Genomic DNA, 26,227 nt, shown 5'->3' with positions numbered 1-26,227 from the left:
GTTGCGCGATATATATCGACCATGACTTCCGCTGCGAGTGGCCCGCCGGGCGCCAAGCCGTTCCGCATGACCGAGCAGGCCTACCTGATCCTGCTCTCGCTCACGCCCGAGCCGCTCCACGGCTATGCCGTGATCCAGGCGGTCGCGGAGCTGTCGGACGGCGCCACGGCGCTGGGGGCCGGCACCTTGTACGGCAACCTCGACCGGCTCTCGGGTGCGGGGCTCGTCGAGCCCTCGGGCGAGGAGGTGGTCGACGGTCGTCTTCGCCGCTACTACCGGATCACCGACGACGGCCGTCGCGCGGCCGAGCAGGAGACGGCCCGGCTCCGCGAGCTCGCCGCCAGGGCGCAGAAGGCCCTCGACCGGCGGGGCACGGCAGCACGCCCGACGTCGGGCCGCCTCGCGGGAGGGCTGGCCTGATGCGCCGCCGCGACCTGACGCCCCACGAGAGCTTCGAACGGTCCGCGCGCTTCTGGGCGCGCGCCTACCCGCGCCGCTGGCGCGAGGTCCACGGCGACGAGCTGCTCGCGGTCCAGCAGGACGTCGCGCTCGCAGTGGCCGAGGCGACCGGCGCGCCCGTGCCCGACCGGCTGGGCGTCGACGAGATCCGTGGCCTGCTGCGCGCGGGGTGGGGACTGCGGTGGCGTGAGCGACCGCCGCTGTGGCGGTGGGTGCTGTACCGGTTCGGTCTGCGGCTGCCCGCGCGGTACTGGTGGTGGGTCGCCGACGACATCAGGGGCGCGTTCTACTCGGTGCGGGACGTCGTCTGGACCCTTGCCCTGGGCTACGGCACGATGCTCACGACGATCGCGGGATACGCCCTGATCGCCGGCGAACCGGTCGCCGCATACTGGCCGGCCTTCTTCGCGTCAGGGTTCTTCTGGGCCTTCCTGGCCGTTCTCTTGCTGTTGGCGGGAACGCTGATGCGCAAGAGTCGTACGCGCGACGCCTGGTACCGGCACGTCGTCTACGGCAACGTGCCCGAGCAGATGCGGTTCGCGGCCAGCCCGTCGTCGGAGCTGCAGGACCGCACCTGAGCCCTGCGCCCGCGAGGCCGCACAGGACTCCTGAGGCGCGCTCCGCCGTCGGGCCGGGAGATCCCTGCGGTCGAACACGAGGTTGCGTTCGTTCTGACGCGCAGAACGACCGCAACCTCGTGCTCGGCACCACGCTCGACCATCGGCCGGCCTCGCCCCGCACCTCGCCCAGCCCGCACCCGCGCCCGCCGCCTGAGACGCGACCCTGCCCCGTGCGTGGCCCGGGTAAACTGGCCCCGGAATCCCCACCCACCGAGATCCGTGCGACCCGGTCGCCGCCCTCGCGGCGCGCCCCGAGCCTCGTGCGGACCTGTCCGAGCCGAGCGGCCGGACCAACTTCCCGAGGAGCTCCCGTGGGACGCGTAGTCGTCGAGGTCATGCCCAAGCCCGAGATCCTGGACCCGCAGGGCAAGGCCGTCGTCGGGGCGCTCCCGCGCCTGGGCTTCACCCAGTTCACCAGCGTGCGCCAGGGCAAGCGGTTCGAGCTCGAGGTCGAGGGTGACGTCACCCCCGAGGTGCTCGCCGCGGCCCGCGAGGCCGGCGAGAAGGTCCTGTCGAACCCGGTCATCGAGGACGTCGTCCTCGTCGCCGAGCTGACGGCCGAGCTGGGCGGGGAGAGCGCCTGATGAGCGCCCCCGCAGCGACCGGCCTGGCCACGGCCCGGATCGGTGTCATCACGTTCCCCGGCACGCTCGACGACCGGGACGCGGCCCGTGCCGTGCGCCTGGCCGGCGGCGAGCCCGTGTCCCTGTGGCACGCGGACGCGGACCTGCACGGGGTCGACGCGGTCGTGCTCCCGGGCGGCTTCTCGTACGGCGACTACCTGCGTGCCGGGGCGATCAGCCGCTTCGCGCCCGTCATGGACTCGCTCGTCGACGCGGCCAAGGGCGGCCTGCCCGTCCTGGGAATCTGCAACGGCTTCCAGATCCTCACCGAGGCGCACCTGCTGCCCGGCTCGATGATCAAGAACGACCACCTCGCGTTCATCTGCCGCGAGCAGACCATGGTCGTGGAGAACGCGGACACGGCCTGGACGCGCGACTACACCGCGGGCCAGCGCATCACGGTGCCGCTCAAGAACCAGGACGGCCAGTTCGTCGCCGACGAGCGCACGCTCGACGAGCTCGAGGCCGAGGGCCGCGTGGTCTTCCGCTACGAGGGCTGGAACCCGAACGGGTCGCGCCGCAACATCGCGGGCATCTCGAACGCGGCGGGCAACGTCGTGGGTCTCATGCCGCACCCCGAGCACGCGGTCGAGGCCGGGTTCGGCCCCGCGAACGAGTCCGGGCCCCGTGCGGGCACCGACGGGCTGGGCTTCTTCACCTCGGTGCTGAGCACGCTCGTTCAGGCCTGACCGCAGCACCAGCACTGCCCGACGGCGGGGCTCACCCAGGAGGTGAGCCCCGCCGTCGGCATGTCACCCCGAGCGCTGCCGCGCGGTGAGAGCGCAACCCGCTACCCTTGTTCCCGTGCCCACCTTCTTGTCCGGTTCCTCCACGTTCGGCGCCTTCATGATCGACTGCCTCGCGTGGGTCGCCGGGGCGCTGGGCGCGGCTCCTGGACGGGTCGGGGCCATCGCCACGCGCGCCGAGGCAGTGATCACCGGGTGGGGCTGGACCGGCCCCGCCGGAGAGATGGCCGAGCGCATCGCGTACACCCCGTTACGGGTCGCCGTCGCCCTGTTCCTGGTCATGGCGGTCGCCGCGGTCGCAGCGCTCGTGTCGAGCGTCCTGACGCGCCGGGCCCGGTGACGCAGAGCCTCAGAGCCCTGCGACGAGGTTCACGACCGCACCGATGATCACGGTCCCGAACAAGTAGGACAGCAACGAGTGGCCCAGCGCGGTCCGCCGGATCTCTCCCGACGTGACGTTGGTGTCGGAGATCGCGAAGCTCATCCCGACCGTGAACGCCACGTACATGAAGTCGAGGTAGCGCGGCGGCTCGATCTGGTTGAAGTCGATCCCGCCGTCCTCGCCCGTGTAGTACAGACGGGCGTAGGCGAGCCCGAACAGGGTGTGGACCGCCGCCCACGAGACCGTGATGCACGCCACGGCGAACACTGCGCTCACGGCCTGGGCGCTCTTCTTCTCGGGTGACGCCAGCAGGAGGAGCGCGACTCCCACGAGGCTCGCGAGCGAGGCCGCGACGATGAACAGGTGGGTCACACGCCGGGACGGTTCCTCGCGGGTCGCGAGGCTCGCGGTCAGCCGCGCGTCCATGGGTGCGACCACGACCCAGGTCCACACCGTGAAGACGAGCGCGGCGACGCTCCATCCGGCGAGGACCGCGAACCGGGGGTAGCCCTGCGTGCCGAACCAGAGGCCCGCGGCGATCCCCACGACAGCACCGACACCGAGGCGTACGACGGGACCCGCGCCCAGGGCGTCGCGGCGGGCGGGGGACGTGGGGAGGTCGGGGATCGAGGGAGTCACGCGGTCAGTCAACCACCGGCCCCACGGCCCGTCGCGCCGGATCGGCGTCTCCGCCGCTCCGGCTCCAGCGCGCGGATCTGCGGCACCGTGCGCTGCGGTCTCGCCGTGCCCGTCGCGCTACGCGCGCTCGGCGAGGTACCGGAGCTGGGCGCGGACGCTCTGCCGGGCGGCCGGGAGCACCCCGGGGGCGACGGCGCCGTAGACGGCCGCCGTGACCTGCTCGACGAGCCGGTCGGTCATGGGGTCTCCCGCGAGCCCGGCCGCGGCGAGGGCGGTACGCACCTCGGCGAGCCGCCCCAGCCGGTGCTCGCGGTACGCCCGCACGACGGCGGACAGGTCGTCCAGGTGCGGGCCGTGCGCGGGCAGGACCGTCGCGGCCCCGAACGCCTCGAGCGTGTCGAGGCTCGTGAGGTAGTCGCTCAGCGAGCCGTCCGGCGCGGAGATCACCGTGGTGCCGCGCCCGAGGATCGTGTCGCCCGTCAGCACCGAGCCGCGCGGTCCGTCGTCCGGCAGGCGGAAGCTCAGGGAGTCGGCGGTGTGGCCCGGGGTCGCGACGACCTCGATCCGCAGCCCGGCCGCACGGAGGACCTCGCCCCCGCGCAGCGGTTCGGCCGTTCTCCCGCGCGCGGGCCCTCCCGCCGGGCCGCCCGCCGCGGGGTGGCAGTGGGCGGGGTCGGCCGCCCGGACGGGCGCCCCGGTGAGCTCGGCGAAGCGCGCCGCCCCTGCGGTGTGGTCCGCGTGCCGGTGCGTGACGAGGACCAGCTCGACGCGCGGCCCATCGGCCAGGGCCGAGAGGTGAGCGACGTCGTCGGGCCCGGGGTCGACGACCACGCGCGTGCGCGCGCCGGGCGCGGCCAGGACGTAGGACCTGGTCCCGTCGAGCGTCATGGGTCCGGGGTTCGGGGCGAGCAGCACCGAGGCGTGGTCCGTGACGCGCACGGGCACGCCCGACGGCGCCGCGTCGGCGGGCGGTCGGGTGCGCTCTGGCCGCGTCGGGTTCACGGGACGGTCGTCAGGCGAGCGCGTCCGCGAGCAGCTCGAGCGTCTGCGTGCGGCCGGGCGTCGCGTCGAGCGACTCCTCGGCGCGGGACGCCGCGACGGGCACGACCATGACCTCGTCGACGCCGTGCCGGGCGGCCAGCTCGCGCACGCGACGGGCCGCGGCCTGGGGCTCGTCGACGATCCAGCGGTCGAGCATCTCGTCGGCCATCTGGGACGTGAGCCCGTCGAGCGGCGTCGACGCCGCGTCCTCGACCGTCTCCTGGGCGCCCAGCGGCTTGCCCGAGCGCAGGCGGGCCATCATGCGGGCCTGGGGCAGCGCGCGCGCACGGGCCTCGGCGAGCGTCGGGGCGACCGACACGTTGACCGTCAGGAACGTCTCCGGCGCCGGGTGCTCGGGCGACGGGCGGTAGCCGTCGCGGTACAGCGCCAGAATCTCGTCCATGCCGGCGCCCGAGAAGTGGTTGGCGAACACGTACGGCAGGCCGAGCTCGGCGGCCAGGCGTGCCGAGTAGTCGCTCGACCCGAGCAGCCAGACGGTCGGCACGGACTCGGCGGCCGGGGTCGCGTGCACGTCGTAGACCTGGCCGCTCGTGAGGCGGACCGAGGCGCCCTCGGCGCTCATGAGCGAGCGGATGTCCTGGACGTGCTGGGGGAAGCGGTCGACGTCGGACGTGGGGCCGCTGCTGCGGAGCAGGGCCGTGACGACGGGGTCGCTGCCGGGCGCCCGGCCGATCCCCAGGTCGACGCGTCCCGGGGCCAGGGCCTCGAGGACCGCGAACTGCTCGGCCACGACGAGCGGCGCGTGGTTGGGGAGCATGACGCCGCCCGAGCCGACGCGGATCCGTTCGGTCACCGCGGCGGCCGCGGAGATCATGACGGGCGGGGCGGACGCGGCGACCGCTGGCATGTTGTGGTGCTCGGCGAACCAGTAGCGCGTGAAGCCGAGGCGGTCGGCGAGGCGCACGAGGTCCAGGGACGCGGCGATGGCCTGGGAGCTGGACTGTCCCGAACGGACGGGGACGAGGTCGAGGACGGAGAGGCGCGGCGAGGTAGTCATCGCCAGGTCCAACCCCGGGAGGCGGTCGGGGTATTCCTGCCTGCTGCCGCCGGGTGCGGAGTACTCGTCGCCGTCCGGCCGGTCTCACGACGAGTACTCCGCACGCAGCGGTGGACCGCAGGGCTCAGCGCGCGGCGAGCGCCTGCTCGACGTCCTCGATCAGGTCGAGCGGGTCCTCGAGGCCGATCGACAGGCGCACGGTCGTCTCCGCGATCCCGACGGCGGCACGACCGTCCGCGCCCAGCTTGCGGTGCGTCGTGGTCGCGGGGTGCGTGATGAGGGACTTGGCGTCGCCCAGGTTGTTGGAGATGTCCACGATCTGCAGGGCGTCGAGGAACTGGAACGTGCGCTTCTTGAGGAGCTCGGCGTCCGTGCCCGGGTCGTCGGCGCCGGGCACGTCGAGGTTGAACGTCACGACCGTCCCGCCGCCGCTCTGCTGGGCCTTGGCGAGCTCGACCTGGGGGTGCGAGGCGAGGAACGGGTAGCGCACGGCCGTGATGCCGGGCAGCTCCTCGAGCGCGGTCGCGACCTGGAGCGCTGCGGCGTTCTGGGCCTTGACGCGCACCGACAGGGTCTCGAGGCCCTTGACCAGGACCCACGCGTTGAACGCGCTGAGCGAGGGTCCGGTGTTGCGGATGAAGGTCTGGACCGGGCCCTTGACGTACTCCTCGGAGCCCAGGATCGCGCCGCCGAGCACGCGCCCCTGCCCGTCGATGTGCTTGGTCGCCGAGTACACGACGACGTCCGCACCGAGCTCGAGCGGCTTCTGCAGCACGGGGGTCGCGAACACGTTGTCGAGCACGACGACGGCGCCCGCCGCGTGCGCGAGGTCGCTCACGCGGCGCACGTCGATCACGTCCTGCATGGGGTTGGACGGGGTCTCGAAGAAGACGACGTCCGCAGGGGTCGACAGCGCTTCCTCCCACTGCGACAGCACGTGACCGTCGACGTAGTCGGTGCGCACGCCCCACTTGGCGAAGATCTCGTCGAAGATCACGAGCGACGAGCCGAACAGGGCGCGGGCCGCGACGATGCGCGACCCGGAACCGACCAGGGCCGCGAGCGACGTGAAGACCGCGGACATGCCCGACGCCGTGGCGTAGCAGGCCTCGGCGCCCTCGATGAGTCGCAGCCGCTCCTCGAACGTGTGCACGGTCGGGTTGCCGTAGCGCGAGTAGATGAAGCGGTCGACCTCGCCCGCGAAGGCGGCCTCGGCCTCGGCGGCGCTCCCGTAGACGTAGCCCTGCGTGAGGAAGAGCGCCTCGCTCGTCTCCTCGAAGTTCGAGCGGGCGTGGCCGCCGCGCACCGCGAGGGTGTCGGGCCGCACCGAGCGGGGCAGCGGGCCGCGGCCCGAGCCGCCCGGGACCCCGGCAGGGATGCGCAGGACGCCGTCCCCGGTCGCGGCGCTCACGACTGCTTCCAGGGGAGGCCTGCTGCGCGCCAGCCGTCGGAACCACGGTGACCGGCGCCGTCGAGCGCTCCCTCGAAGCCTTCGAGGACGTTGTACGCGGGGCCCAGGCCGGCGGCGGTCGCGGCCTTGGCCGCGCCGATCGAACGGGCTCCCGAGCGGCACAGGAACACGACGGGGGTCTCGGGCGTCACGCCGGCCGCGGCGAGGTCCGTGACGAACGACGGGTTGGGCCGGCCCTCGACCGTGACCCACTGGGTCAGGACCGGCTCGCGGCCCGTCGAGGACAGGTCGGGGACGCCGACGAAGCGCCACTCGGCGTCGGTGCGGACGTCCACGAGGACGGCGCCCGGGGCGCTCTGGAGCAGGTCCCATGCCTGCTGGGGCGTGATGTCGCCGGCGTAGCCGTCGGCGGGCCGGGCGTCGGGGACCGGTGCAGCGGTCGCGCGGTCGGGGGCACTCATGGTGATCCTCCATCGGTCGTGGCGGTAGCACCCTCGCCCGTCACCGGGGGGTTGCTGCGGCGTCATCGTGCCAAGTCACTCAGCCGCTCTGGATGGTTGCGTCGGATCGTACGTCACCGTGCCCACGGAGTGAAACGGGTGTCTCGCAGGGTGGGCAGGGGATAGGTTGCTGCGCATGGAGCACCCCGCGCGTCGCCACGAGGTAGAGGATTCCCGTCGAGACAGCGGGCTCGGGGCCTCTACCTCGACGCAAGCCCTCTACCTCACGGCAGGCAGTCGTGAGCAGAGCCCGCCCGAGGAGGTCCTGGCCGGCGGCAACTCGACGGCCGTCGTGCGACGCGGCGACACCGTGCGACGCACCGCCGGGCCCTGGACGCCGACCGTCCACGCGCTCCTGCGCCACTTGCGCGCGCACGGCATCACCGAGGTGCCCGAGCCGCTGGGGACCGACGAGCAGGGGCGCGAGGTCCTGTCCTATCTCCCGGGCGACGTCGCGAACTATCCCCTTCCCCTGTGGGTCTGGGACGAGTCAGTGCTCCGTGACGCGGGCGTGCTGCTGCGGCGCGTGCACGACGCGAGCGTCGGTTTCCTCGCCGCGGGCGACGCGCCCGCGCCACCCATCTGGCAGAGCGCACCACACGAGCCCGCCGAGGTCGTGTGCCACAACGACTTCGCCCCGTACAACCTGGTCTTTCGCGACGGGGTCGTCGTCGGGCTCATCGACTTCGATACCGCGAGCCCCGGCCCCCGGATCTGGGACCTGGCTTACCTCGGCTACCGGCTCGTGCCCCTCGTGGCGGACGCCGGGGACGGGGAGGGAGCCGACGTCGTCGGGCGGCTGGACCCGTTGGCGCGGCTCGACGCCCTGGTCGCCGCGTACGGGATGCGGTACTCGCGTCGCGAGGTCCTGACCGTCGTGGTCGCGCGGCTCGACGAGCTCGCGGCCTTCACCGACGAGAGGGCGTCAGCGACCGGGCGGGACGACTTCCGGGAGCACGCGGCCATGTACCGGGCCGACGCGCGACACATTCAGGCGCTCGCGGACGCGTCGCCTCGCTGAGCGGGCGCGCCCGCCTGACAGGCCCCTCTGCCCACCATCCGAGACGCCGTGCCCACCGGTTGACACGCTCTGCGGGCCTCGCCCATCCTTGACACCAGGTCATGAGTGCCAGCGCAAAACCCCGGTTTGCTGGCCGGCAACCCTCCTCCGCGGCGGGGTGCCCCGGGTGACGACCAGGTCCCTCTCTACAAGGAGGGGGGCAAGCGCGGAGGGGCCGCAGGGCGAACTCCGACGACCACCGGAGGACGTGCCATGAGCGCACACGCAGTCATCGAAGCCCCTACCTCGTGTGCCGTGCTGCCCGTCGTGGGCAGCGACACCCTGGTCCCCCTCGTCGACGGGCGCAGCCTCCCGTACGCCAACCTCGACGTCGCGGCGTCGGCCCCCGCGCTGCAGGTCGTGGCCGATCGCGTCAACGAGGTCCTGCCGCTCTACGCGAGCGTGCACCGCGGCGCGGGCTACCTGTCCCAGGTGTCGACCGCGCTCTACGAGGCCGCGCGCCAGACGATCGGCGCGTTCGTCGGAGCCCGCGAGGACGACGTCACGATCGTCACGCGCAACACCACGGACTCGCTCAACCTGCTCGCGGGCTGCGTCCCGGCCCAGGCCGACGGTTCGCCGGGCCGTGTGCTCGTGCTGGACGTCGAGCACCACGCGAACCTCCTGCCGTGGCAGCGCACGGGCGGGGCCACGGTCCTGGTCGGCGGTGCGACGGTCGCCGAGACCCTGTCCGGGCTGCGCGCAGAGCTGTCGCGCTTCCCGTACGCGCTCGTCGCGATCACGGGGGCCTCGAACGTCACGGGCGAGTCGCTGCCGCTCGCCGAGGTCGTCGCCGCGGCGCACGACGCCGGAGCGCGGGTCCTGCTCGACGGCGCCCAGCTCGTCCCGCACCGCGGCGTCTCGCTCACCGCGAGCGACGTGGACTACGTCGCGTTCTCGGGCCACAAGACCTACGCGCCGTTCGGTGCGGGCGCGCTCGTGGGGCGCCGTGACTGGCTCGACGCCGGCACGCCCTACCTCGCCGGGGGCGGCGCGGTGCGCAACGTGACGCTCGAGGGCACCACGTGGCAGAGCGCCCCGGCGCGGCACGAGGCCGGGTCGCCCAACGTGATCGGCGCGGTCGCGCTCGCCTCGGCGTGCGACGCGCTCGCGGCGCTCGAGCCGGGCGTGCTGGTCGCGCACGAGACCGAGCTGCGTGCCCGTCTCGTCGACGGGCTCGAGCAGATCGACGGCGTGCGCGTCGTCCGCGCCTGGGCCGACGCCGTGGACCCCGTGGGCGTCGTGACCTTCTCGGTCGACGGCCACGACGCGGGCCTCGTCGCGTCCTACCTGTCGGCCGAGCACGGCATCGGCGTGCGTGACGGCCGGTTCTGCGCGCACCCGCTCCTGGCCCGCCTGGGCTTCCCGGCCGGTGCCATCCGGGCGTCGATCGGCGTGGGCACCACGGGCGAGGAGATCGAGCGCCTGATCGCGGCGCTGCGCGCCTACGTCGGCGAGGGGGCCAAGGCCCGGTACGAGGTCGTCGACGGCTGCTGGGTCGTGAGCGACGACCCTCGTCCGCTGCTCCAGGTCGCAGGGCTCTCCGGGCTGTTCGCGACCGCCGCGGTCGGCAACATCACGGCCGCCGTGGGGTGCGGTCCGGCCCCGGCCTGACGAGCCCTCTGACCTGCGGAGACGCTCCTCGGAACACAACGTTCACCCGTGCGTCACCTCGCCGTCCACGAACGACCGCTCCGTGGTCTTGGCGGCGACGCCCGCGTGTGTTCTGATATGCGCTGTGCAGCACGATGTCGTCCTGGAAGGCCAGGGGTTCCGCCTCGAACCCCTGGCTGTCGCGCACGCCGGTGCGCTGGCTCAGATCGTCGATCCGACGATGTGGGCGGGTATGAGTACGACCCTCCCTGCGGGGGAGGTCGGGATGGTGAACTTCATCGAGGACACTCGGGCTACCCGGGCGCTGACGGCCTTCGCCGTCGTCGACGCGGGCTCGGGTCTCGTGGTGGGGAGCACCGCTTTCCGTGACCTGTCGCTCGACGACAGGCGCGTGGAGATCGGGCGGACCTTCTACGCCCGTTCCACGTGGGGGAGCCTCGTGAACCCGGTCTCGAAATGGTTGCTGCTCCGACATGCGTTCGAGTCGTGGGACGTGCACCGCGTGGGCTTCCGGGTGGACGCGCGCAACGCGCGCTCGCTCGCCGCGATGCGTCGCCTCGGCGCGTACGAGGAGGGCGTCATGCGAGGTCATCGCACGGCCCCCGACGGCACGCGTGCCGACTCGGTGTGCTTCTCGATCCTCGCGCACGAGTGGGCGGGCGTCGAGCTCGGCCTGCTCGCGCGGATCACGAGCCCGCGGATCGTCCCGGTGCTCGGCCCCGTCGAGATGTCCGCCGCCGGCGAGCCCGTGACCACGCCGCTCCTGTCGGTCGTCCCGCCGGTCGCGGACCACGTCGCCGAGGCGGCCGGTCAGGCCGTCGGCTCGGTCACGGCCCTGCCGCCCGCCGTCGCCCTCTGAGAACTTCTCCCGTCCACAGCGACGCCCCGGGACCCGTACGGGTCCCGGGGCGTCCTTCGTCTGCGGTCAGTCCTTCGTGAAGGCGTCCTTGACGTCGTCACCGGCCTGCTTGACGTTGGCCTTCGCCTGGTCGGCGTGGCCCTCGGCCTCGAGCTTCTCGTTGCCGGTCGCCTTGCCAGCGCCTTCCTTGACCTTGCCCTTGGCCTCTTCGGCACCGTGCTTGATCTTGTCTCCCAGTCCCATGGGGTTCCTCCCTCGGTGGTGGTTGGTTCGCATCGACCGTAGGCAGGCCCCCGGGCGACTCGCATCTCGGGGGACGGGCGGTTCACAAGATCCTCACGTCCTGTCCGGCAGGATGACCGCATGGAGAACGTCACGGTCCTGGAAGGGTTCGGGCTGCGCCTCGAGCCGCTCGGCGAGCAGCACGCGCCCGAGCTGGGGGCGTTCGTCGACGACGCCCTGTGGGCAGGGATGTCGTCGCCCACGCCGCGCGGGACGCCCGCCATGTCCGCCTACGTGCGCGACGCGGTGGCGGCGCCGGGGCGACTGGCGTGGGCCGTCGTCGGGCCGCGTGTCCCCGGCGAGGGGCCCGACGACGCCACGTCCGTCCGCGGCAGCACCTCGCTCTACGAGTGGTCGCCCTCGCAGGGCCGCGTCGAGCTCGGCTCGACCTTCTACGACCGTCCCTGGTGGGGCGGCGTGACCAACCCGGCGTGCAAGTACCTGCTGCTGCGGCACGCGTTCGAGGTGCTCGACGTCGAACGCGTCGCTCTGCGGGCCGACGCGCGCAACTCCCGCTCGATCGCGGCGATCCAGCGCCTCGGGGCCGTACCCGAGGGGGTGCTGCGCAGCCACCGTGTCGCGCCCGACGGGTCGCGCGGCGACACGGCCTACTTCTCGGTCCTCGCCGACGAGTGGCCGGCCGTCCGGGACGGCCTGCTCGACCGGCTCGCGCGCCTGGAGGGCCTCGACCGGGTCGTCTGACGGCGCCACCGGGGCGTCCCTGTGGCCTCGGGCGACGAACCTGCCTAGGTTGGAAGGATGCCTCCGCGAGCCTGCGGTGGGCGCACCGACCGCTGGAGGGCTGTTGACGACCGAGGACGCACGACCGGCAGGACCCGCGGTCGACCCGGACGACAGAGCCTTCTTCGGGCACCCGCGAGGTCTGTCGACCCTGTTCGGCCTCGAGGTCTGGGAGCGGTTCTCGTTCCTCGGGATGCAGGCCATCCTCGTGCTGTTCTTCACCGCGACCGTCGCGGACGACGGGCTCGGGATGGAGGCCGGGCAGGCCGCCTCGATCGCGGCCGGCTACGGGACCATGGTCTACCTGGTCTCGGTCGGGGGCGGGTGGATCGCGGACCGGGTCCTGGGCTCGTACCGCGCGGTCCTGTGGGGCGGGATCCTCATCGCGTGCGGGCACTACACCATGGCGATCCCCGCCGAGCTCTCGACGTGGCTCGGCCTGGTCCTCATCAGCCTGGGCACGGGACTTCTCAAGCCCAACGTGTCGACCCTCGTGGGCAAGCTCTACTCGACCACGGACGAGCGCCGGGACGCGGGGTTCGCGCTCTACTACATGGGCATCAACGTCGGGGCGTTCTTCGGTCCTCTCGTCACGGGCTGGCTCGGCGCCGACGTCGGCTGGCACTGGGGGTTCTCGGCCGCCGCGATCGGCATGACCGCGGGAGTGATCCAGTACGTCGTGGGACGCAGGCACATCCCGGGTCACGGGCGCGGCCCCGAGGCGCCCCTGCCGCCGGCCGTGATGCGCCGGACCCTGTGGATCCTGGGAGGGGTCGCGGCCGGGGTGGTGATCCTCGCCGTCGGGCTCGCGCTCGTGGGACGCCTCAGCATCGCGGGCGTCGTCGACGCGCTGACCGTGGTCGCCATGGCCGCCCCGATCGTCTATTTCACCGTCATGTTCCGCAGCCCCCGCGTGACGGGCGAGGAACGCGGCCGGCTCCGGCCGTTCCTCGTGCTGTGGTTCGCGTCGGTCGCGTTCAACTTCGTGCTGTTCCAGGCGTACAGCGTCCTGATCCTGCTGGCCGACCAGCACGTCGAGCGCACGATCTTCGGGTGGCAGGCCCCCGCGGCCTGGTTCAGCTCGTTCCTGGGCGGCGTCGAGGTGCTCGTCGCGCCCGTGGTCGCGGCGCTGTGGACCTGGCTCGGGCCCCGGCAGCCGCACGCGTCCAAGAAGATCGCGATCGGCGCGCTGCTCGGCGGCCTGTCCTACCTGGTCCTCGTGCCTGCCGTGACGGGGCAGAGCGGCGACTGGAAGATCGCCGTGTGGTGGCTCCTGGCCTCGCTCCTGCTGCTGGGGCTCGGCGACGTGCTGCTCCAGACGACGGGCCTGTCCGCGACGACCAAGCTCGCCCCCGCGGCGTTCTCGAGCCAGTCGATGGCCGTGTGGTTCCTGTCGATCGCGCTCGCGAACGGCATCCAGGCGCAGACCGTCCGTTTCTACGGCGAGATCCCCGACGGCCTCTACTTCACGCTCAACGGCGCGGTCGCGGTGCTCGTCGCGGTCGTCGTCCTGGTCCTCTCGCCCTGGATGAGACGAACCATGCACCCTGTCCACTGACCGGTGCGCGCCACCGGCAGCACCCGAACGACTGCACCACCCGCACCACCCGCACCATCCAGCACCGGAGGAATGACCATGCGGTACGTGACCGAGCTCCCGTTCGAGACCACGGTCGAGGACCACTGGATCCCCCTCGCCGACGGGACGCGCCTCGCCGCGCGCGTCTGGCGACCGGTCGACCCCACGCCCGTCCCCGCGATCCTGGAGTACCTGCCCTACCGGCTGTCCGACTGGACCGCCCCGCGCGACGCGCAGCGCCACCCGTACTACGCGGGCCACGGGTACGCGTCGGTGCGCGTCGACATCCGGGGCAGCGGGAACTCGGACGGCCACCAGGACGACGAGTACTCCCCGACCGAGCTCGCCGACGGCGTCGCGGTCGTCGAGTGGCTCGCCGCGCAGGAGTGGTGCAGCGGCAAGGTCGGGATGTTCGGCATCTCGTGGGGTGGGTTCAACGCCCTGCAGGTCGCGGCCCTCGCACCCGAGGCGCTCGCGGCGATCGTCACGGTGTGCTCGACCGACGACCGGTACGACAACGACGTGCACTACACGGGCGGATCGGTCCTCGCGGTCGACATGCACGCGTGGGCCGCGACCATGCTCGCGTTCTGCTCCCGGCCTCCGGACCCGGCCGTCGTGGGCGAGCGGTGGAAGGAGCAGTGGCTCGACCGCCTCGAGCACACCGAGCCGTTCGTCCACACCTGGCTCGACCACCAGACGCGCGACGACTACTGGCGCCACGGCAGCGTCATCGAGGACTACTCGGCGATCAAGGCCGCGGTGCTCGCGGTCGGCGGGTGGAACGACCCCTACCGCGACACGGTCCTGCGGCTCGTGGCCGCGGGTGACGCGACGGCCGACGGCGACCGCGCCCTGGGTGGCCCGGTCCGCGGCATCGTCGGTCCCTGGTCGCACCAGTACCCCGACCGCGGCCTGCCGCCGGGCCCCTCGATCGGCTTCCTCCAGGAGACCCTGCGCTGGTGGGACCAGTTCCTCAAGGACGAGGACACGGGCGCCCTCGACGAACCGGCGCTGCGCGCATGGGTCACCGAGTCAGTGCCTCCCGCCACGGTCTACGACGAGCTGCCCGGGCGCTGGGTCGGGGAGGAGCGGTGGCCGTCCCCGCACGTCCGGCCGACGGTCCTCCCGTTCGCGGGAGCGCCTGGCGGCACCTACGACGTCGACGACGCAGCGGTCGCCACCGTGCTGCGCACGACCGCCCCGCTCGTCACGCACCTTCCCGCCCGCCCGGGCCCTGCGAGCGGTGGGCCGGCCGCCCCGGCGGACGTGCCGCCGTCGTGCCTCGTGGCCTCTCCCCAGCACACCGGGATCGACGCGGGCCGCTTCTTCCCGTTCGGGAACGACGCGGACCTGCCGCCCGACCAGCGCGAGGAGGACGGGCGGTCCGTCTGCTTCGACTCGCCGCCGCTCACCCAGCGGCTCGAGATCCTGGGCCGTGCACGGGTCCGCCTGCGCCTGTCGTGCGCGGGCGACAAGGGGCAGGTCGTGGCACGGCTGTGCGACGTGGGCCCCGACGGCTCCTCGACGTTCGTGACCCGTGGCGTGCTCAACCTGTCGGCCCGCGAGGGGCGCGACCGCGTCGTCCCCTGGGAGCCCGGCGCGACGCACGACGTGACGTTCGAGCTCAGCGGCGTGGGGTACGCGCTCGCTCCCGGGCACCGGCTCCGGCTCGCGCTCTCCTCGGCGTACTGGCCGTGGGTGTGGCCGCAGCCGGGCGGAGCTGCCCTCGCGGTCGCGCCCGCGGGCAGCTCGCTCGAGCTCCCGCTGCATGACGGCGCAGCTCCCGGCGGGCACCCGGTCGTCACCTTCGAGGAGCCCGAGCAGGCGCCCCCGCTCGGTGTCGTCTACCCGGAGGACGCGGACCAGCGGCCCGAGCGGCGCGTCGTGCGCGACGTCGCGGCCGACGAGTGGCTCCTGGAGGTGGACCCGAGGTACGGCGGGACGCGCATCTACCCCGACGGCCTCGAGTTCACCGAGGACGCGCTCGAGCGCTACTGGATCGGGCGCGACCCGCTGAGCGCACGCACGCGCTCCGACTGGAGCGTGCGGCTGCGTCGGCCCGGTGCCACGCCGTCCGACCTCGCGTGGGACGCGAGCGTCGTGACGCGCTCGGAGATCTCGTGCGACGCCGAGTTCTTCCACACCGACGACGAGGTCGTGGCGCGCGACGGCGAGGACGTGGTGTTCGAACGTCGGTGGCGGCGCAGCATCCGGCGGACCGCGGGGTGAACGCTCCTGCCGAGACGTGAGCAGATGCCCCTGATCTGACCCGATCAGGGGCATCTGCTCACGTCTCGCCGAGCGGCGGGAGCAGCGCTCAGCGCGGCGTGACCGTCCCGCTGAGGTGCCGCCTGCCGCTCTTCCCGTTCCAGCCCACGTACGTGAACCCGCCCGGGTGAGCGCCGTCGTCGGGCACGCGCGTGATGGCGACCTGGACCGTGCCCGGGACCAGGACGGGCGCGGCGAACTCGACCGTCCAGTCGTAGGCGTCACCGCGTGCCGCGCCGACCTCGGCCAGCGCGCGTGCAGCCGTGTACATGCCGTGCGCGATGGTCCGCGGGAACCCGAACGCCTTGGCGCCCAGGACCGAGGTGTGGATGGGGTTGCGGTCGCCCGAGATCGCGCCGTACGCGCGCCCGATCCCGCTGCCGAGCTCCCAGCGTGCCGTCGGGACCGGCGGCACGAACTCCTCGCGCGACGCCTCCTCGGTCCGCTGAGGGGGCGCCTCCTCCTCCGACGGCAGGCCGAACCCCTTGGCCAGGTACGTCGAGACGCCGCGGTACGCGAGCTCGCCGCCCGTGCTGACCTCGGTCACCAGGTCCACCTGGACCCCGCGCCGGTGCGCGCGCAGGTCCTCGGCCGTCGCGCGGACCTCGAGCACGTCGCCGACGCGCACGGGCCGGTGCATCGAGACCGCGTTCGACACGTGCACGAGCCCCAGCAGCGGCAGCGGGAAGTCGCCGCGCACCATGAGCGCGGTCGCGAGCGGGAACGCGAGCACGTGCAGGTACCCCGCGGGCAGGGTGTCGCTCACGCGTTCGCCGAGGAGGCGCTGGTAGTCGGTCAGGTGCTCGGTCACGCCCGCGGTCGGGACGTCGGCGACGCGGTAGACGACGTCGGGCAGGACGACGTCGCGCGGCCCGGGCAGGACGCGCCCCACGGGGGAGCGCGTCACGGCGATCCGGCCCGACGACGCCACGCCCTTCGCGTACAGACCGCCGAGCGCCGGCAGAGAGGGCAGCGTGACGAGACGCGGGTTGCGGCGCTCCGGGGCCTCCTGAGCGGCGGCCGTCACGCGCCCACCAGGCTCTGGCCGCACACGCGCAGCACCTGGCCGTTGACGCCGCCCGCGGCGGGGGACGCGAGGAAGGCGATGGCCTCCGCGACGTCGACGGGCAGGCCACCCTGCTGGAGCGACGACACGCGCCGCGCCATCTCGCGCTGGACGAGCGGGATCGAGGCCGTCATGTCGGTCTCGATGAATCCGGGCGCGACCGCGTTGGCCGAGCCGCCGAGGGGTGCCAGGAGGCGGGCCGTCGCGCGCGTGTGCCCGATGACCCCGGCCTTGGAGGCGCCGTAGTTCGTCTGCCCGCGGTTGCCCGCGATGCCGCTCGTCGAGGCGAGCGAGACGATGTGCGGGGCCTCGGAGAAGCCGTTCGCGCCCAGCAGGTACTCGTTGATCCGCAGCTGCGAGAGCAGGTTGACCGCGATCACGGCGTCCCACTTGTCGGGGGACATGTTGGCGAGGAGCTTGTCGCGCAGGATCCCGGCGTTGTGGACCAGGACGTGCAGGCCGCCGTGGCGGGTCCGTGCGTGCTCGAGGATGCGGGCGCCCGCGTCCTCGGCCGTGACGTCGAGCTGGAGGGCCGTGCCCTTGATCTCGTTGGCGACCTTGGCGAGCGACTCGCCGGCCGCGGGGACGTCGACCACGACGACCGTCGCGCCGTCGCGGGCCAGGGTCCGGGCGATCGCGGCCCCGATCCCGCGGGCCGCGCCCGTCACGACCGCGACCCGGCCCGCGAGGGGTCGGTCCCAGTCGGGCCTCGCCTCGGTCGGGGCCGGACCCACGTGCAGCAGCTGGCCGTCGACGAACGCCGACCTCGCCGAGAGGAAGAAGCGCAGCGTGGCCAGGGCCGACGTGCTGTCGGGGGCGGCGTCCTCGGTGAGCTGGATGCCGTTCGCCGTGGCGCCTGCGCGCAGCTCCTTGGCGAGCGAGCGCAGGAACCCGTCGACGCCCTGGCGGGTCGCCGCGAGCAGGGGCGTGTCGTCGTCGGACGGTGCGCGCGAGACGGTCACGACGCGGCCTCCGGGCGCGAGCTGACGCAGGTTCGCGCCCAGCTCGAGGACGGGGGCCGAGAAGTCGGCGGGGCTCGTCGCGCCCGTCAGGACGACGACGATCGCGCCCCAGCGGGTCTCGGCGCCGTTCGCGTTCTGCCGCACGTCGAGGTCCCAGCCGAGCAGGGCCTGGGCGACCGCGGTCGTGTCGGCGGCCGAGCCGGGCTCGCCGATCACGAGCACGGGGCCCGGGACGAGCGGGTCGCCCGCGCGGTAGCGGCGCAGGACCGCGGGCCGGGGCAGGCCGAGCTTCGTGGCGAGCGTCTTGGTGAAGCCGGAGTTCACCGCGGACAGGTACTTGTCGGTCATGGCGGGGTCCCTCAGCTCTCGGTGCTCTGCGCGGGCGTGGTGGACAGGTCGTCGGCGCTCTCGAGGATCGCGGCGAGGCCCAGGCCTCCGGCCGCGCAGATCGAGATGAGCGCCCGTGCCGGGCGGCCCGTCTCCGCGGCCTTCTGCGCGACGAGCTTCGCGGCCGTGGCGACGATGCGCCCGCCCGTCGCGGCGAACGGGTGCCCTGCGGCGAGCGACGAGCCGTTCACGTTGAGCCGCGAGCGGTCGATCGAGCCCAGGGCGCCGTCGAGGCCGAGCTCGGTGCGGCAGTAGTCGTCGTCCTCCCAGGCGGCGAGCGTGGTCAGGACCGTCGAGGCGAAGGCCTCGTGGATCTCGTAGACGTCGAAGTCCTCGAGCGTGAGGCCGTTGCGGGCGAGCAGGCGGGGGACCGCGTGGGCAGGGGCCATGAGCAGGCCCTCGTGGCCGTGCACGTAGTCGACGGCCGCGGACTCGGCGTCGACCACGCGGGCCAGGACGGGCAGGTCGTGCTCGGCGGCCCACTCGCGCGAGCCGAGCAGGACGACCGAGGCGCCGTCGGTCAGAGGGGTCGAGTTGCCGGCGGTCATCGTGGGGCCCACCGGCTGAGCGGGTCCGGCATCTCCGCCCGCCGCGGCCCCGTGCGTGGGCGCGCTCGGGGTGAGGTGCTTGCCGAACACGGGCTTGAGGGACGCGAGCTTCTCGGCCGACGAGTCGGCGCGCATGTTCTGGTCCTGCGTGAGGCCGCGGAACGGGGTCACGAGGTCGTCGAAGAACCCGGCCTGCCACGCGGCGGCGAGGTGCAGGTGGCTGTTCAGGGCGACCTCGTCCTGCGCCTCGCGCGTGATGCCCCACGCGGCGGTCGTGATCGCCTGGTGCTCGCCCATCGACAGGCCCGTGCGGGGCTCGCCCGTGCTGGGGGTCGACGGCGCCAGGTCGCCGGGGCGCACCGAGGCGAACGCCTTGAGGCGCGCGCCCAGGGTCTTGGCGTGGCTGGCCTTGAGCAGCGCCTTGCGCAGCCCCTCGCTGACGGCGATGGGGGCGTCGGACACCGTGTCGGAGCCGCCCGCGATGCCCGACTCGATCTGCCCGAGGCGGATCTTGTTGGACACCGTCACGACGGCCTCGAGGCCCGTGGCGCACGCCTGCTGGAGGTCGAACGCGGGGGTCTGCGGCGAGAGCGACGAGCCCAGGACCGACTCGCGGACCAGGTTGAAGTCGCGCGAGTGCTTGAGCACCGCACCGCCGACGACCTCGCCCAGGCGCTCGCCCTGGAGGCCGTAGCGGGCCACGAGCCCCTCGAGGGCGGCCGTGAACATGTCCTGGTTGCTGGCTCCCGTGTACTTCCCGCCGGCACGCGCGAACGGGATGCGGTTGCCGCCCAGGACGTAGGCGTCGCGGAGGGCCGGGGGCTGCTGGGCGGAGCTGGGTGTGGGGGTGGGCTGCTGCGTCTTCCGGATGGCCACTTCGGCTGCTCTCTCTCGCTTCGTTGCTGAGGGTCTCGGACCGCGGGCGCGATCCACGCGGTGTCCAAGACCCACAGTACCTGATACTCTCGGTATCGTGAGGCGGGTCACACCCTTCACTCCCTGTGCCCGGCGTTCCCGCCAGGGTAGGACGCCGTCGTGAGGACCACTCGCGGACCGACGGACGGACGACCAGGGACGACACCGACGTCGGGCACCTCTGGAGGACTGTGTGATCAACGGCGACACGAACGGCAGGACCGGGCGACCGCGGACCGCCGTGCTCCACCGTGCCCCTGGCCGCACCCCCGCACCTGCTCCCGCTCCCGTCGTGGACGGACGCTCGACCCGGTGGGACGACCACCGGGCGATCCGCCGAGCCGAGCTCGTGCACGCGGCGCGCAAGGCCGTCCACAAGGGCGGCCCCGGGGTGTCCATGGACGAGATCGCGGCGGCCTCGGGCACGTCCAAGTCGATCATCTACCGCTACTTCGAGGACAAGACCGGCCTGCAGATCGCGATCGGGGCCTCGGTCGTCGGGCAGATGCACGACGCCCTGACGCAGGCCGCGGAGTCCGCCGAGACGCCACGCCGGGCGCTGCGCGCTATGGTCGGCGTCTACCTCGAGATGATCGCGAGCTCGCCCAACGTCTACTACTTCGTGACCCGTACGGGCGCGATCGCCGGCACCGACGGCACCGCGCGCACGGCCTCCGCGCCCCTCGCGGCGTTCCTCGACTCGGTGACCGAGCTGGTCGCCCAGCCCTTCACGCGCGCGGCCGACGTCACGCCCGCCGACGCCGCGGCCTGGGCCGCGGGCGCCGTCGGGTTCGTGCGCGGCGCGGGCGAGTGGTGGCTCGGCCACCACGACGACCCCGACACCCCGGACCGCGACGAGCTCACCGAGCGGGTCGCAGCCTGGCTGTGGGGCGGCCCCGTGGGCGTCATGGCCCGTGGTCGGGGCGCGACCGCCGCGGGCGACGCTGCACCCGCCGCTCGTGGCGACGCCCCGGACGGCGTGGCCGCCCCGGACGGCGCCGCCGCCCCCTCCACCGACGACCTCTGATCCTTCTCATGGCTACCACCGGCACACAGGAGTCCCGATGACCACCACCTCTGACCGCACCGCCGCCCGCGACACCCAGCGGGGCGACGGCGCAGCGACCTCCACGTCGATCCCCGCCGCAGGCGTCACACCCCCGATGCCCGAGGGCGAGGTCCGCGTCGACGTGGCCGACCTCTCGCACCAGCTCCTGGGCCGCTGGGCCGACCTGCGCGCCAAGGCGCGCGCGACCGCCGGCGAGGAGCGGTTCCAGCGCATCGAGGGGCTCTCGCTCACCGAGCACCGCGAGCGCGTCATGGACCAGGTCAAGCAGCTCGTCGAGATCGGGCAGGTGCACCGCGGGTTCCCCACGCGCCTCGGCGGGCAGGACGACGCCGGCGGCAACCTCGCCGGGTTCGAGGAGCTCGTCGCGGCGGACCCCTCGCTCCAGATCAAGGCGGGCGTCCAGTGGGGCCTGTTCGCCGCGGCGATCCTGCACCTCGGCACGCCCGAGCAGCAGGACCGCCTGCTCCCGGCCGCGATGGACGCCTCGGTGCCCGGCGCGTTCGCCATGACCGAGACGGGCCACGGCTCGGACGTCGCCTCGATCGCGACGACCGCGACGTTCGACCCGGCGACGCAGGAGTTCGTCGTCCACACCCCGTTCCGCGGGGCCTGGAAGGACTACCTCGGCAACGCGGCGGTCAACGGCACGGCGGCGGTCATCTTCGCGCAGCTCGTGACGAACGGCGTCAACCACGGCGTCCACGCGTTCTACGCGCCCATCCGTGAGACCACGGCTGACGGAGGGGCCGGTGCTTTTCTGCCCGGCGTCGGCGGGGAGGACGACGGGCTCAAGGGCGGGCTCAACGGGATCGACAACGGGCGCCTGCACTTCACGCACGTCCGGGTCCCGCGCGAGAACCTCCTGGCCCGCTACGGCCAGGTCGCCGAGGACGGCACGTACACCTCGCCGATCGACAGCCCCGGGCGTCGCTTCTTCACGATGCTCGGCTCGCTCGTCCAGGGCCGCGTCTCGCTCGACGGCGCCGCGATCACCGCGTCGAAGCTGGGCCTCGCGACCGCGGTGACCTACGGCAACCAGCGCCGTCAGTTCAACGCGGCCTCGCCCGTCGACGAGGTCGTGATCCTCGACTACGGCACGCACCAGCGTCGCCTGATCCCGCGCATCGCGCAGACGTACGCGATGCACTTCGCGCACGACCGCCTGCTCGACCTGTTCGACCTGGTGTTCTCGGGCGAGAACGACACGCCCGAGTCGCGCGAGGACCTCGAGACCATGGCGGCCTCGCTCAAGCCGATGAGCACGTGGTTCGCGCTCGACACCCTCCAGGAGACGCGCGAGGCCTGCGGCGGCGCGGGGTTCCTCACCGAGAACCGGATCACGAGCCTGCGCGCCGACATGGACGTGTACGCGACGTTCGAGGGCGACAACACCGTGCTGCTCCAGCTCGTCGCCAAGCGGCTCCTGGCCGACTACGGCAAGGAGTTCAAGGACATCTCGCCCGGGCAGATGGCCCGGTTCGTGGTCGAGCAGGCCGCCGACGCCGCGCTGCACCGCACGCCGCTCAAGCGCGCCGCGCAGACCATCGCGGACGTGGGCGACCCGCGCCGTGCGGCCGGGCACCTCAAGGACGTCGGGAACCAGCGCGAGCTGCTGACGGACCGCGTCGAGACCATGGTCGCCGACGTCGCCGCGGCCCTGCGCCCCGCGCAGAAGGCCACGCCGGAGAAGGCCGCCGAGCTCTTCAACGAGCACCAGTACGAGCTCATCGAGATGGCGAAGGCGCACGCCGACCTGCTGCACTGGGAGGCGTTCACGCAGGCCCTCGAGACCATCGAGGACGCGGGCACCCGCCAGGTCCTCACGTGGGTCCGCGACCTGTTCGGGCTCACGGTCATCGAGCGCAACCTCGCCTGGTACCTGATCAACGGGCGCCTGTCCGCGCAGCGTGCCCGCACGGTCACGGGCTACATCGACCGCCTCGTCGCACGCCTGCGCCCCCACGCCCAGGACCTGGTCGACGCCTGGGGCTACGGCCCCGAGCACCTGCGCGCCAAGATCGCGTCGGGGGCCGAGCAGGTGCGTCAGGACGAGGCCCGCGAGTACTACCGGCAGCTGCGGGCCAGCGGCGACGAGCCCGTGAGCGAGAAGTCGATCAAGGCGCGCGAGAAGGCGGCGGCCAAGGCGGCGGCACGAGGCGGGTCGAAGATCGCGAGGCGCTGACGGCACGCGGGGCTGGCTATCCGTGCCGAGCACGAGGTTGCGGTCGTTATCCGGTCGATAGTGGCCGCAACCTCGTGCTCGAACGCACGCAACCTCGTGCTCGACCAGCACGGCAGCACCACCGCACGAACGACCTCGGGGCCCGGCGGAGCGGTACCGCCGCCGAGGGAGCCAGGGACCCGTGGGTCCGGCGTGACGACCGCCAGCCGTCGCACCGGGCCCGCGGGTCCCTTCGTGCGTCGTCGAAGGCACCGCGACCGGCGACGAATCCTGTTGACGCGCCCCGTGCACTCGGCCAGGCTGCACCGATGGCACATGACCCAGCAGCCGATCCCGCGACCGACGCCCCCGCCCAGACCGTGCGCCGCACCGAGCCCCCGTCGCGCACCGAGCTCTGGCCCCCGTCCGGGCTGCGCGTCGTCTCGGGGGACCTGGAGCTGCGTCACCTCGACGAGGACCTGCTCTTCCAGCTCGCGGCGATCGGTGGCGAGGGCATCCACGACGAGGGCTTCATGCCCTTCGCGTTCCCGTGGTCGCGGGGGTCGGCGGTCGAGGTCGGCCGCAGCATCCTGGCCTACCAGTGGGGCGCGGCGTCGCGGATCGCGCCCGCGTCCTGGGCGATCGAGCTGGCCGTGGTCCGCGACGGCGAGGTGCTGGGTGTCCAGGCCATCACGGCGTCGGACTTCGCTGTGACGCGCACGGCGGAGTCCGGCTCGTGGCTGGGGCGGCGGCACCAGGGGGCCGGCGTCGGCACGCTCGCGCGGCTCATGATCCTCGAGCTCCTCTTCACAGGGTTCGGGGCGCAGACCGCCACGACCTCGGCCTGGGAGGACAACGGCCCGTCGAACGGTGTCACGCGCAAGATCGGCTACCGGCCCAACGGCACGGCGACGCTCGCTCGCGAGGGCAAGCCTGCGGTCGACGTCCGGTACCGCCTCGACCGGGCGGACTGGGAGGCCCGCGGCGAGGCGTTGCGACCCGAGGTGACGCTGCACGGTGTCGGGCCGGTGCGGGAGATGCTCGGGCTCGGCTGAGCGGTCGACCACGAGGTTCCGGTCGACCGAGCACGAGGTTGCGGTCGGAATCCGCCGGATATCGACCGCAACCTCGTGCTCGGCACCCAGCGACGGCCCCGTCCGCCGGCCAGGCCCCTCAGCCGGTCACGAGCCCCGCGAGCACCGACCTGGCCTCGGCCTCGAACGCCGGGTCGTCGTGCGCGACCGACCACGTGATGATCGCGAGCGTCGAGAGCGCGACGTACGCGCGCAGCACGAGGCGATCCTCGTCGTCGGGCACGCGTCCGTATCCCTCGAGGAACGCCGCCTCCAGGTCGGGGCGGCCCCGCCACTCGCGCATCGTGAGCTTCTGCAGGTCCACGGCCCACGGCGACGGCTCGCAGTGCGCGAAGTCGATCACGCGCGCGTGCCCCACCGCATCGACCAGCCAGTTGCGCGGACCGTAGTCGCGGTGCGCGGGCACGAGCCGCACGGACCGCACGTGGGCCACGGGCGCCGCGACCGTGCGCAGCCGCACCAGGTCCGCCGCGTCGACGAGCCCGGCGTGCGCGGAGATCTTCTCGTCGAGCTCGGCGAGGAGGCGCTCCCCGTACCCCTCGTCTGGTACGGCCGGGGCGCTCGCGTGCAGCCGCGCGAGCAGTGCCCCGGCCTGCCGGTGGACGTCCAGGTCGAGGGCCGCCGCACCGGCGGCGAGCGTCCCGGGCACGTGCGTCATCACCAGCACGTGCGCGTCGACGTCGGCCGCGAGCAGCTGACCGGCGTCGTCCCCCAGCACGGGGACGTACCGCCGCAGGGCCTCGACCTCGCGCTCCACGTTGCGCGCCGAGCGCTCCCACTTCACGACGACGTCGCCCGCCCCGGTCCGCACGCGCGCTACGCGGGACTGGCCGTGGGGCCAGAGCCACTCCTCGACGAGCTCGACGGCCCCGCCGTGCCCGACCGAGGTCGACCAGGTCGTGGCGGCGTCGAGCAGGACGGAGGACGGCGGGAGGTCTGAGGGCATCCGCCGATGCTAGGGCGCCCTCGACGCCGAGCACGAGGTTGCGGTCGGTCGAGCACGAGGTTGCGGTCGGAATCCGCCGGACAACGACCGCAACCTCGTGCTCGGCACCCAGGGCTACGACGTCGGGTTGCAGCGCGCCGCGGCCGTCGCGAGGAACCCGACGTCGGGCCGCCACGGCTCGAGGTTCCACGTCTTCTTGTCGGTCGCACCCAGGGCGTGGCAGTCGAACTGGTCGCGCATGGTCGACGAGTCGGCCTCGGGCTCGCTCGCGACGAGCTGCGCCCACGCGGTCTCCTCGCCCACCAGGCCCGACTGCCGCGCCCACGGCGTCGGGTCCACCGCGAGCGAGCGCCCGCCCTCGCGGTTGCCCCAGGTCGCGCTGCGCACGCCCTGCGCGCCGAGCCAGGTCGTCACGGTCACGTCCTCGGGCGGGGCGCTCGCGGTGGTTCCCGCCGTGCCCGACGGCGTCGCGCCCGCCGCCTTCACGCGCACCTCCGCGCGGGTCGGCGCCACGACCAGCACTCCTGCGCGGACAGCGGATCCGGACGGTTCCGTCGCCTCCGGCGCCGACAGGCCGCCGAGCGGCGTGCCCGCCGCGTCGAGCACGCTGATGCTGCCGTCGCCGTTGCGGAGCAGGGACCCGTCGGCGGGGGAGACGAGCTCGAGCGTCGCGGTGGCGGTCGGGTCGTCAGCCGTGCCGTCCGTCGTGCCGGTCGTGGCGCCGCCGGCGCTGCTGTCGGAGGCGGCCCCGGTTCCGGCCCCCGGGATCGCGAGCCCGAACGAGACCCGGCTCGACCCGTCCTCGTCGGGCGTCACGGTGACCGGCGCGACGGGTGCGGACGTCGCCGGGTCGGCCCCTGCCGGATCGGCAGCGTCGCCCGCCGCAGCCGGCTCACCGGCATCCCCGTCGGCCCCGGCAGCCCCGCCCGGCGCAGCCCTGACCGGCACCGACAGCAGCAGCTCGATCCCGTCGGCCGTGAGCGTGCGCGTGGTCATGGCCGGCGCAGCGGGCTCGAGATCCGAGTCGCCCGGCGGCCCGTCAGAGGGAACCCCCGCCGATGGCGCGGGCGACCCGGGAACGGGAGCGGCGCCGTCGGGCCCGGTGCAACCGACCAGCAGGCAGGCCACCAGCGCGGCCCCGACGAGGGCGAGGCGCGGACGGGGGCGGCGAACGATCGAGGTCACCGTGCGAGGCTATCCCCGCCTGCGGACCGGGCCCCGCGCGCACCCGGCA

Annotated in this window: 25 protein-coding genes and 2 riboswitches; of the genes, 14 read left to right on the top strand and 11 right to left on the bottom strand. The window is 73.5% G+C overall.

The features are described from left to right. The first annotated feature begins 21 nt into the window (after positions 1-21). The 5 genes from ASE27_RS15730 (at position 22) to ASE27_RS15710 (ending at position 2,788) form a co-directional block, all read left to right on the top strand. Positions 22-420, top strand: coding sequence for a PadR family transcriptional regulator (locus tag ASE27_RS15730; protein WP_235535458.1), 399 nt, complete (start codon positions 22-24; stop codon positions 418-420). Beyond that, on the top strand, positions 420-1,037 hold the full coding sequence (locus tag ASE27_RS15725) for a DUF5313 family protein (RefSeq protein WP_056652543.1): 618 nt from the start codon (positions 420-422) through the stop codon (positions 1,035-1,037). The genes ASE27_RS15730 and ASE27_RS15725 overlap by 1 nt, the downstream gene beginning before the upstream one ends. Positions 1,038-1,390: 353 nt before the next feature. Further along, on the top strand, positions 1,391-1,663 hold the full coding sequence (gene purS, locus ASE27_RS15720; RefSeq protein WP_056652540.1) for a phosphoribosylformylglycinamidine synthase subunit PurS: 273 nt from the start codon (positions 1,391-1,393) through the stop codon (positions 1,661-1,663). Beyond that, positions 1,663-2,391 carry a phosphoribosylformylglycinamidine synthase subunit PurQ gene (purQ, locus tag ASE27_RS15715; protein WP_030151044.1) on the top strand — a complete coding sequence of 243 codons (729 nt, stop codon included), beginning with the start codon at positions 1,663-1,665 and terminating at the stop codon, positions 2,389-2,391. Before purS ends, purQ begins: the two co-directional genes overlap by 1 nt. A gap of 115 nt (positions 2,392-2,506) precedes the next feature. Beyond that, complete coding sequence (locus ASE27_RS15710) at positions 2,507-2,788, top strand: hypothetical protein (RefSeq protein ID WP_056764641.1); 282 nt, start codon at positions 2,507-2,509, stop codon at positions 2,786-2,788. A gap of 9 nt (positions 2,789-2,797) precedes the next feature. Here ASE27_RS15710 and ASE27_RS15705 read toward each other — a convergent pair whose 3' ends face one another. The 5 genes from ASE27_RS15705 to ASE27_RS15685 all read right to left on the bottom strand — a co-directional run bounded on the left by ASE27_RS15705 (position 2,798) and on the right by ASE27_RS15685 (position 7,400). Continuing rightward, positions 2,798-3,469 carry a DUF1345 domain-containing protein gene (locus ASE27_RS15705; protein ID WP_082609004.1) on the bottom strand — a complete coding sequence of 224 codons (672 nt, stop codon included), beginning with the start codon at positions 3,467-3,469 and terminating at the stop codon, positions 2,798-2,800. A 117-nt stretch (positions 3,470-3,586) separates the two neighbouring features. After that, positions 3,587-4,414, bottom strand: a complete 828-nt coding sequence (locus ASE27_RS15700) for an MBL fold metallo-hydrolase (RefSeq protein WP_056653457.1) — start codon at positions 4,412-4,414, stop codon at positions 3,587-3,589. A 67-nt stretch (positions 4,415-4,481) separates the two neighbouring features. Further along, complete coding sequence (locus ASE27_RS15695) at positions 4,482-5,528, bottom strand: LLM class flavin-dependent oxidoreductase (protein WP_056652532.1); 1,047 nt, start codon at positions 5,526-5,528, stop codon at positions 4,482-4,484. Positions 5,529-5,652: 124 nt separating this feature from the next. Further along, a complete protein-coding gene (locus ASE27_RS15690) occupies positions 5,653-6,912 on the bottom strand; it encodes an O-succinylhomoserine sulfhydrylase (RefSeq protein ID WP_056653454.1) in 1,260 nt (419 codons plus the stop codon). 23 nt (positions 6,913-6,935) lie between these two features. After that, a complete protein-coding gene (locus ASE27_RS15685) occupies positions 6,936-7,400 on the bottom strand; it encodes a rhodanese-like domain-containing protein (RefSeq protein WP_056652530.1) in 465 nt (154 codons plus the stop codon). Between the two features lie 6 nt (positions 7,401-7,406). Next, positions 7,407-7,499: riboswitch (SAM riboswitch) on the bottom strand. Positions 7,500-7,749: 250 nt separating this feature from the next. Between ASE27_RS15685 and ASE27_RS15680 the strand changes: the two genes are divergently transcribed. The 3 genes from ASE27_RS15680 to ASE27_RS15670 all read left to right on the top strand — a co-directional run bounded on the left by ASE27_RS15680 (position 7,750) and on the right by ASE27_RS15670 (position 10,972). After that, positions 7,750-8,460, top strand: coding sequence for a phosphotransferase enzyme family protein (locus tag ASE27_RS15680; RefSeq protein ID WP_235535457.1), 711 nt, complete (start codon positions 7,750-7,752; stop codon positions 8,458-8,460). Positions 8,461-8,557: 97 nt separating this feature from the next. Next, positions 8,558-8,672, top strand: a riboswitch (SAM riboswitch). Positions 8,673-8,712: 40 nt separating this feature from the next. Further along, positions 8,713-10,113, top strand: coding sequence for an aminotransferase class V-fold PLP-dependent enzyme (locus ASE27_RS15675; protein ID WP_056652527.1), 1,401 nt, complete (start codon positions 8,713-8,715; stop codon positions 10,111-10,113). 82 nt (positions 10,114-10,195) lie between these two features. Beyond that, the gene (locus ASE27_RS15670; protein ID WP_369819021.1) at positions 10,196-10,972 is read left to right on the top strand and encodes a GNAT family N-acetyltransferase; all 777 of its coding nucleotides are present in this window, start codon (positions 10,196-10,198) and stop codon (positions 10,970-10,972) included. 66 nt (positions 10,973-11,038) lie between these two features. Here the strand turns inward: ASE27_RS15670 and ASE27_RS15665 are convergent, their stop codons facing one another. Further along, positions 11,039-11,215, bottom strand: coding sequence for a CsbD family protein (locus ASE27_RS15665; protein WP_056652525.1), 177 nt, complete (start codon positions 11,213-11,215; stop codon positions 11,039-11,041). A 120-nt stretch (positions 11,216-11,335) separates the two neighbouring features. Here ASE27_RS15665 and ASE27_RS15660 point away from each other — a divergent pair, with 120 nt between their 5' ends. The 3 genes from ASE27_RS15660 (at position 11,336) to ASE27_RS15650 (ending at position 15,806) form a co-directional block, all read left to right on the top strand. Beyond that, positions 11,336-11,956: a GNAT family N-acetyltransferase gene (locus ASE27_RS15660; RefSeq protein WP_056652523.1), complete on the top strand. Its 621-nt coding sequence runs from the start codon at positions 11,336-11,338 to the stop codon at positions 11,954-11,956. Positions 11,957-12,059: 103 nt separating this feature from the next. Beyond that, positions 12,060-13,553, top strand: a complete 1,494-nt coding sequence (locus ASE27_RS15655) for a peptide MFS transporter (RefSeq protein ID WP_235534508.1) — start codon at positions 12,060-12,062, stop codon at positions 13,551-13,553. 78 nt (positions 13,554-13,631) lie between these two features. Beyond that, the gene (locus ASE27_RS15650) at positions 13,632-15,806 is read left to right on the top strand and encodes a CocE/NonD family hydrolase (protein WP_056652516.1); all 2,175 of its coding nucleotides are present in this window, start codon (positions 13,632-13,634) and stop codon (positions 15,804-15,806) included. Between the two features lie 88 nt (positions 15,807-15,894). Here the strand turns inward: ASE27_RS15650 and ASE27_RS15645 are convergent, their stop codons facing one another. From ASE27_RS15645 to ASE27_RS15635, 3 genes are read right to left on the bottom strand one after another with little or no spacing between them, the layout of a single operon-like run. Beyond that, the gene (locus ASE27_RS15645) at positions 15,895-16,872 is read right to left on the bottom strand and encodes a MaoC/PaaZ C-terminal domain-containing protein (protein WP_056652514.1); all 978 of its coding nucleotides are present in this window, start codon (positions 16,870-16,872) and stop codon (positions 15,895-15,897) included. Further along, a complete protein-coding gene (locus ASE27_RS15640) occupies positions 16,869-18,221 on the bottom strand; it encodes a 3-oxoacyl-ACP reductase (protein ID WP_056652511.1) in 1,353 nt (450 codons plus the stop codon). Before ASE27_RS15640 ends, ASE27_RS15645 begins: the two co-directional genes overlap by 4 nt. An 11-nt stretch (positions 18,222-18,232) precedes the next feature. Beyond that, positions 18,233-19,684, bottom strand: coding sequence for an acetyl-CoA C-acetyltransferase (locus ASE27_RS15635; protein WP_082609001.1), 1,452 nt, complete (start codon positions 19,682-19,684; stop codon positions 18,233-18,235). Between the two features lie 331 nt (positions 19,685-20,015). Here ASE27_RS15635 and ASE27_RS15630 point away from each other — a divergent pair, with 331 nt between their 5' ends. From ASE27_RS15630 to ASE27_RS15620, 3 genes are all read left to right on the top strand, one after another. Beyond that, positions 20,016-20,750: a TetR/AcrR family transcriptional regulator gene (locus ASE27_RS15630; RefSeq protein ID WP_369819023.1), complete on the top strand. Its 735-nt coding sequence runs from the start codon at positions 20,016-20,018 to the stop codon at positions 20,748-20,750. 37 nt (positions 20,751-20,787) lie between these two features. Next, positions 20,788-22,974: an acyl-CoA dehydrogenase gene (locus ASE27_RS15625; RefSeq protein WP_056652508.1), complete on the top strand. Its 2,187-nt coding sequence runs from the start codon at positions 20,788-20,790 to the stop codon at positions 22,972-22,974. Between the two features lie 308 nt (positions 22,975-23,282). Further along, positions 23,283-24,008, top strand: a complete 726-nt coding sequence (locus tag ASE27_RS15620; protein WP_082609000.1) for a GNAT family N-acetyltransferase — start codon at positions 23,283-23,285, stop codon at positions 24,006-24,008. Positions 24,009-24,126: 118 nt separating this feature from the next. Here the strand turns inward: ASE27_RS15620 and ASE27_RS15615 are convergent, their stop codons facing one another. After that, positions 24,127-24,993: an aminoglycoside phosphotransferase family protein gene (locus ASE27_RS15615; RefSeq protein WP_056652504.1), complete on the bottom strand. Its 867-nt coding sequence runs from the start codon at positions 24,991-24,993 to the stop codon at positions 24,127-24,129. Between the two features lie 114 nt (positions 24,994-25,107). Next, positions 25,108-26,178 carry a DUF2599 domain-containing protein gene (locus ASE27_RS20665; RefSeq protein WP_200955964.1) on the bottom strand — a complete coding sequence of 357 codons (1,071 nt, stop codon included), beginning with the start codon at positions 26,176-26,178 and terminating at the stop codon, positions 25,108-25,110. Positions 26,179-26,227: the final 49 nt, after the last annotated feature.

This window comes from Oerskovia sp. Root918, assembly GCF_001428945.1.
GTDB classification, from domain to species: Bacteria; Actinomycetota; Actinomycetes; order Actinomycetales; family Cellulomonadaceae; genus Oerskovia; species Oerskovia enterophila.
The sequence above is the reverse complement of the archived record's forward strand: the minus strand, read 5'-3'. Positions and strand labels throughout refer to the sequence as shown.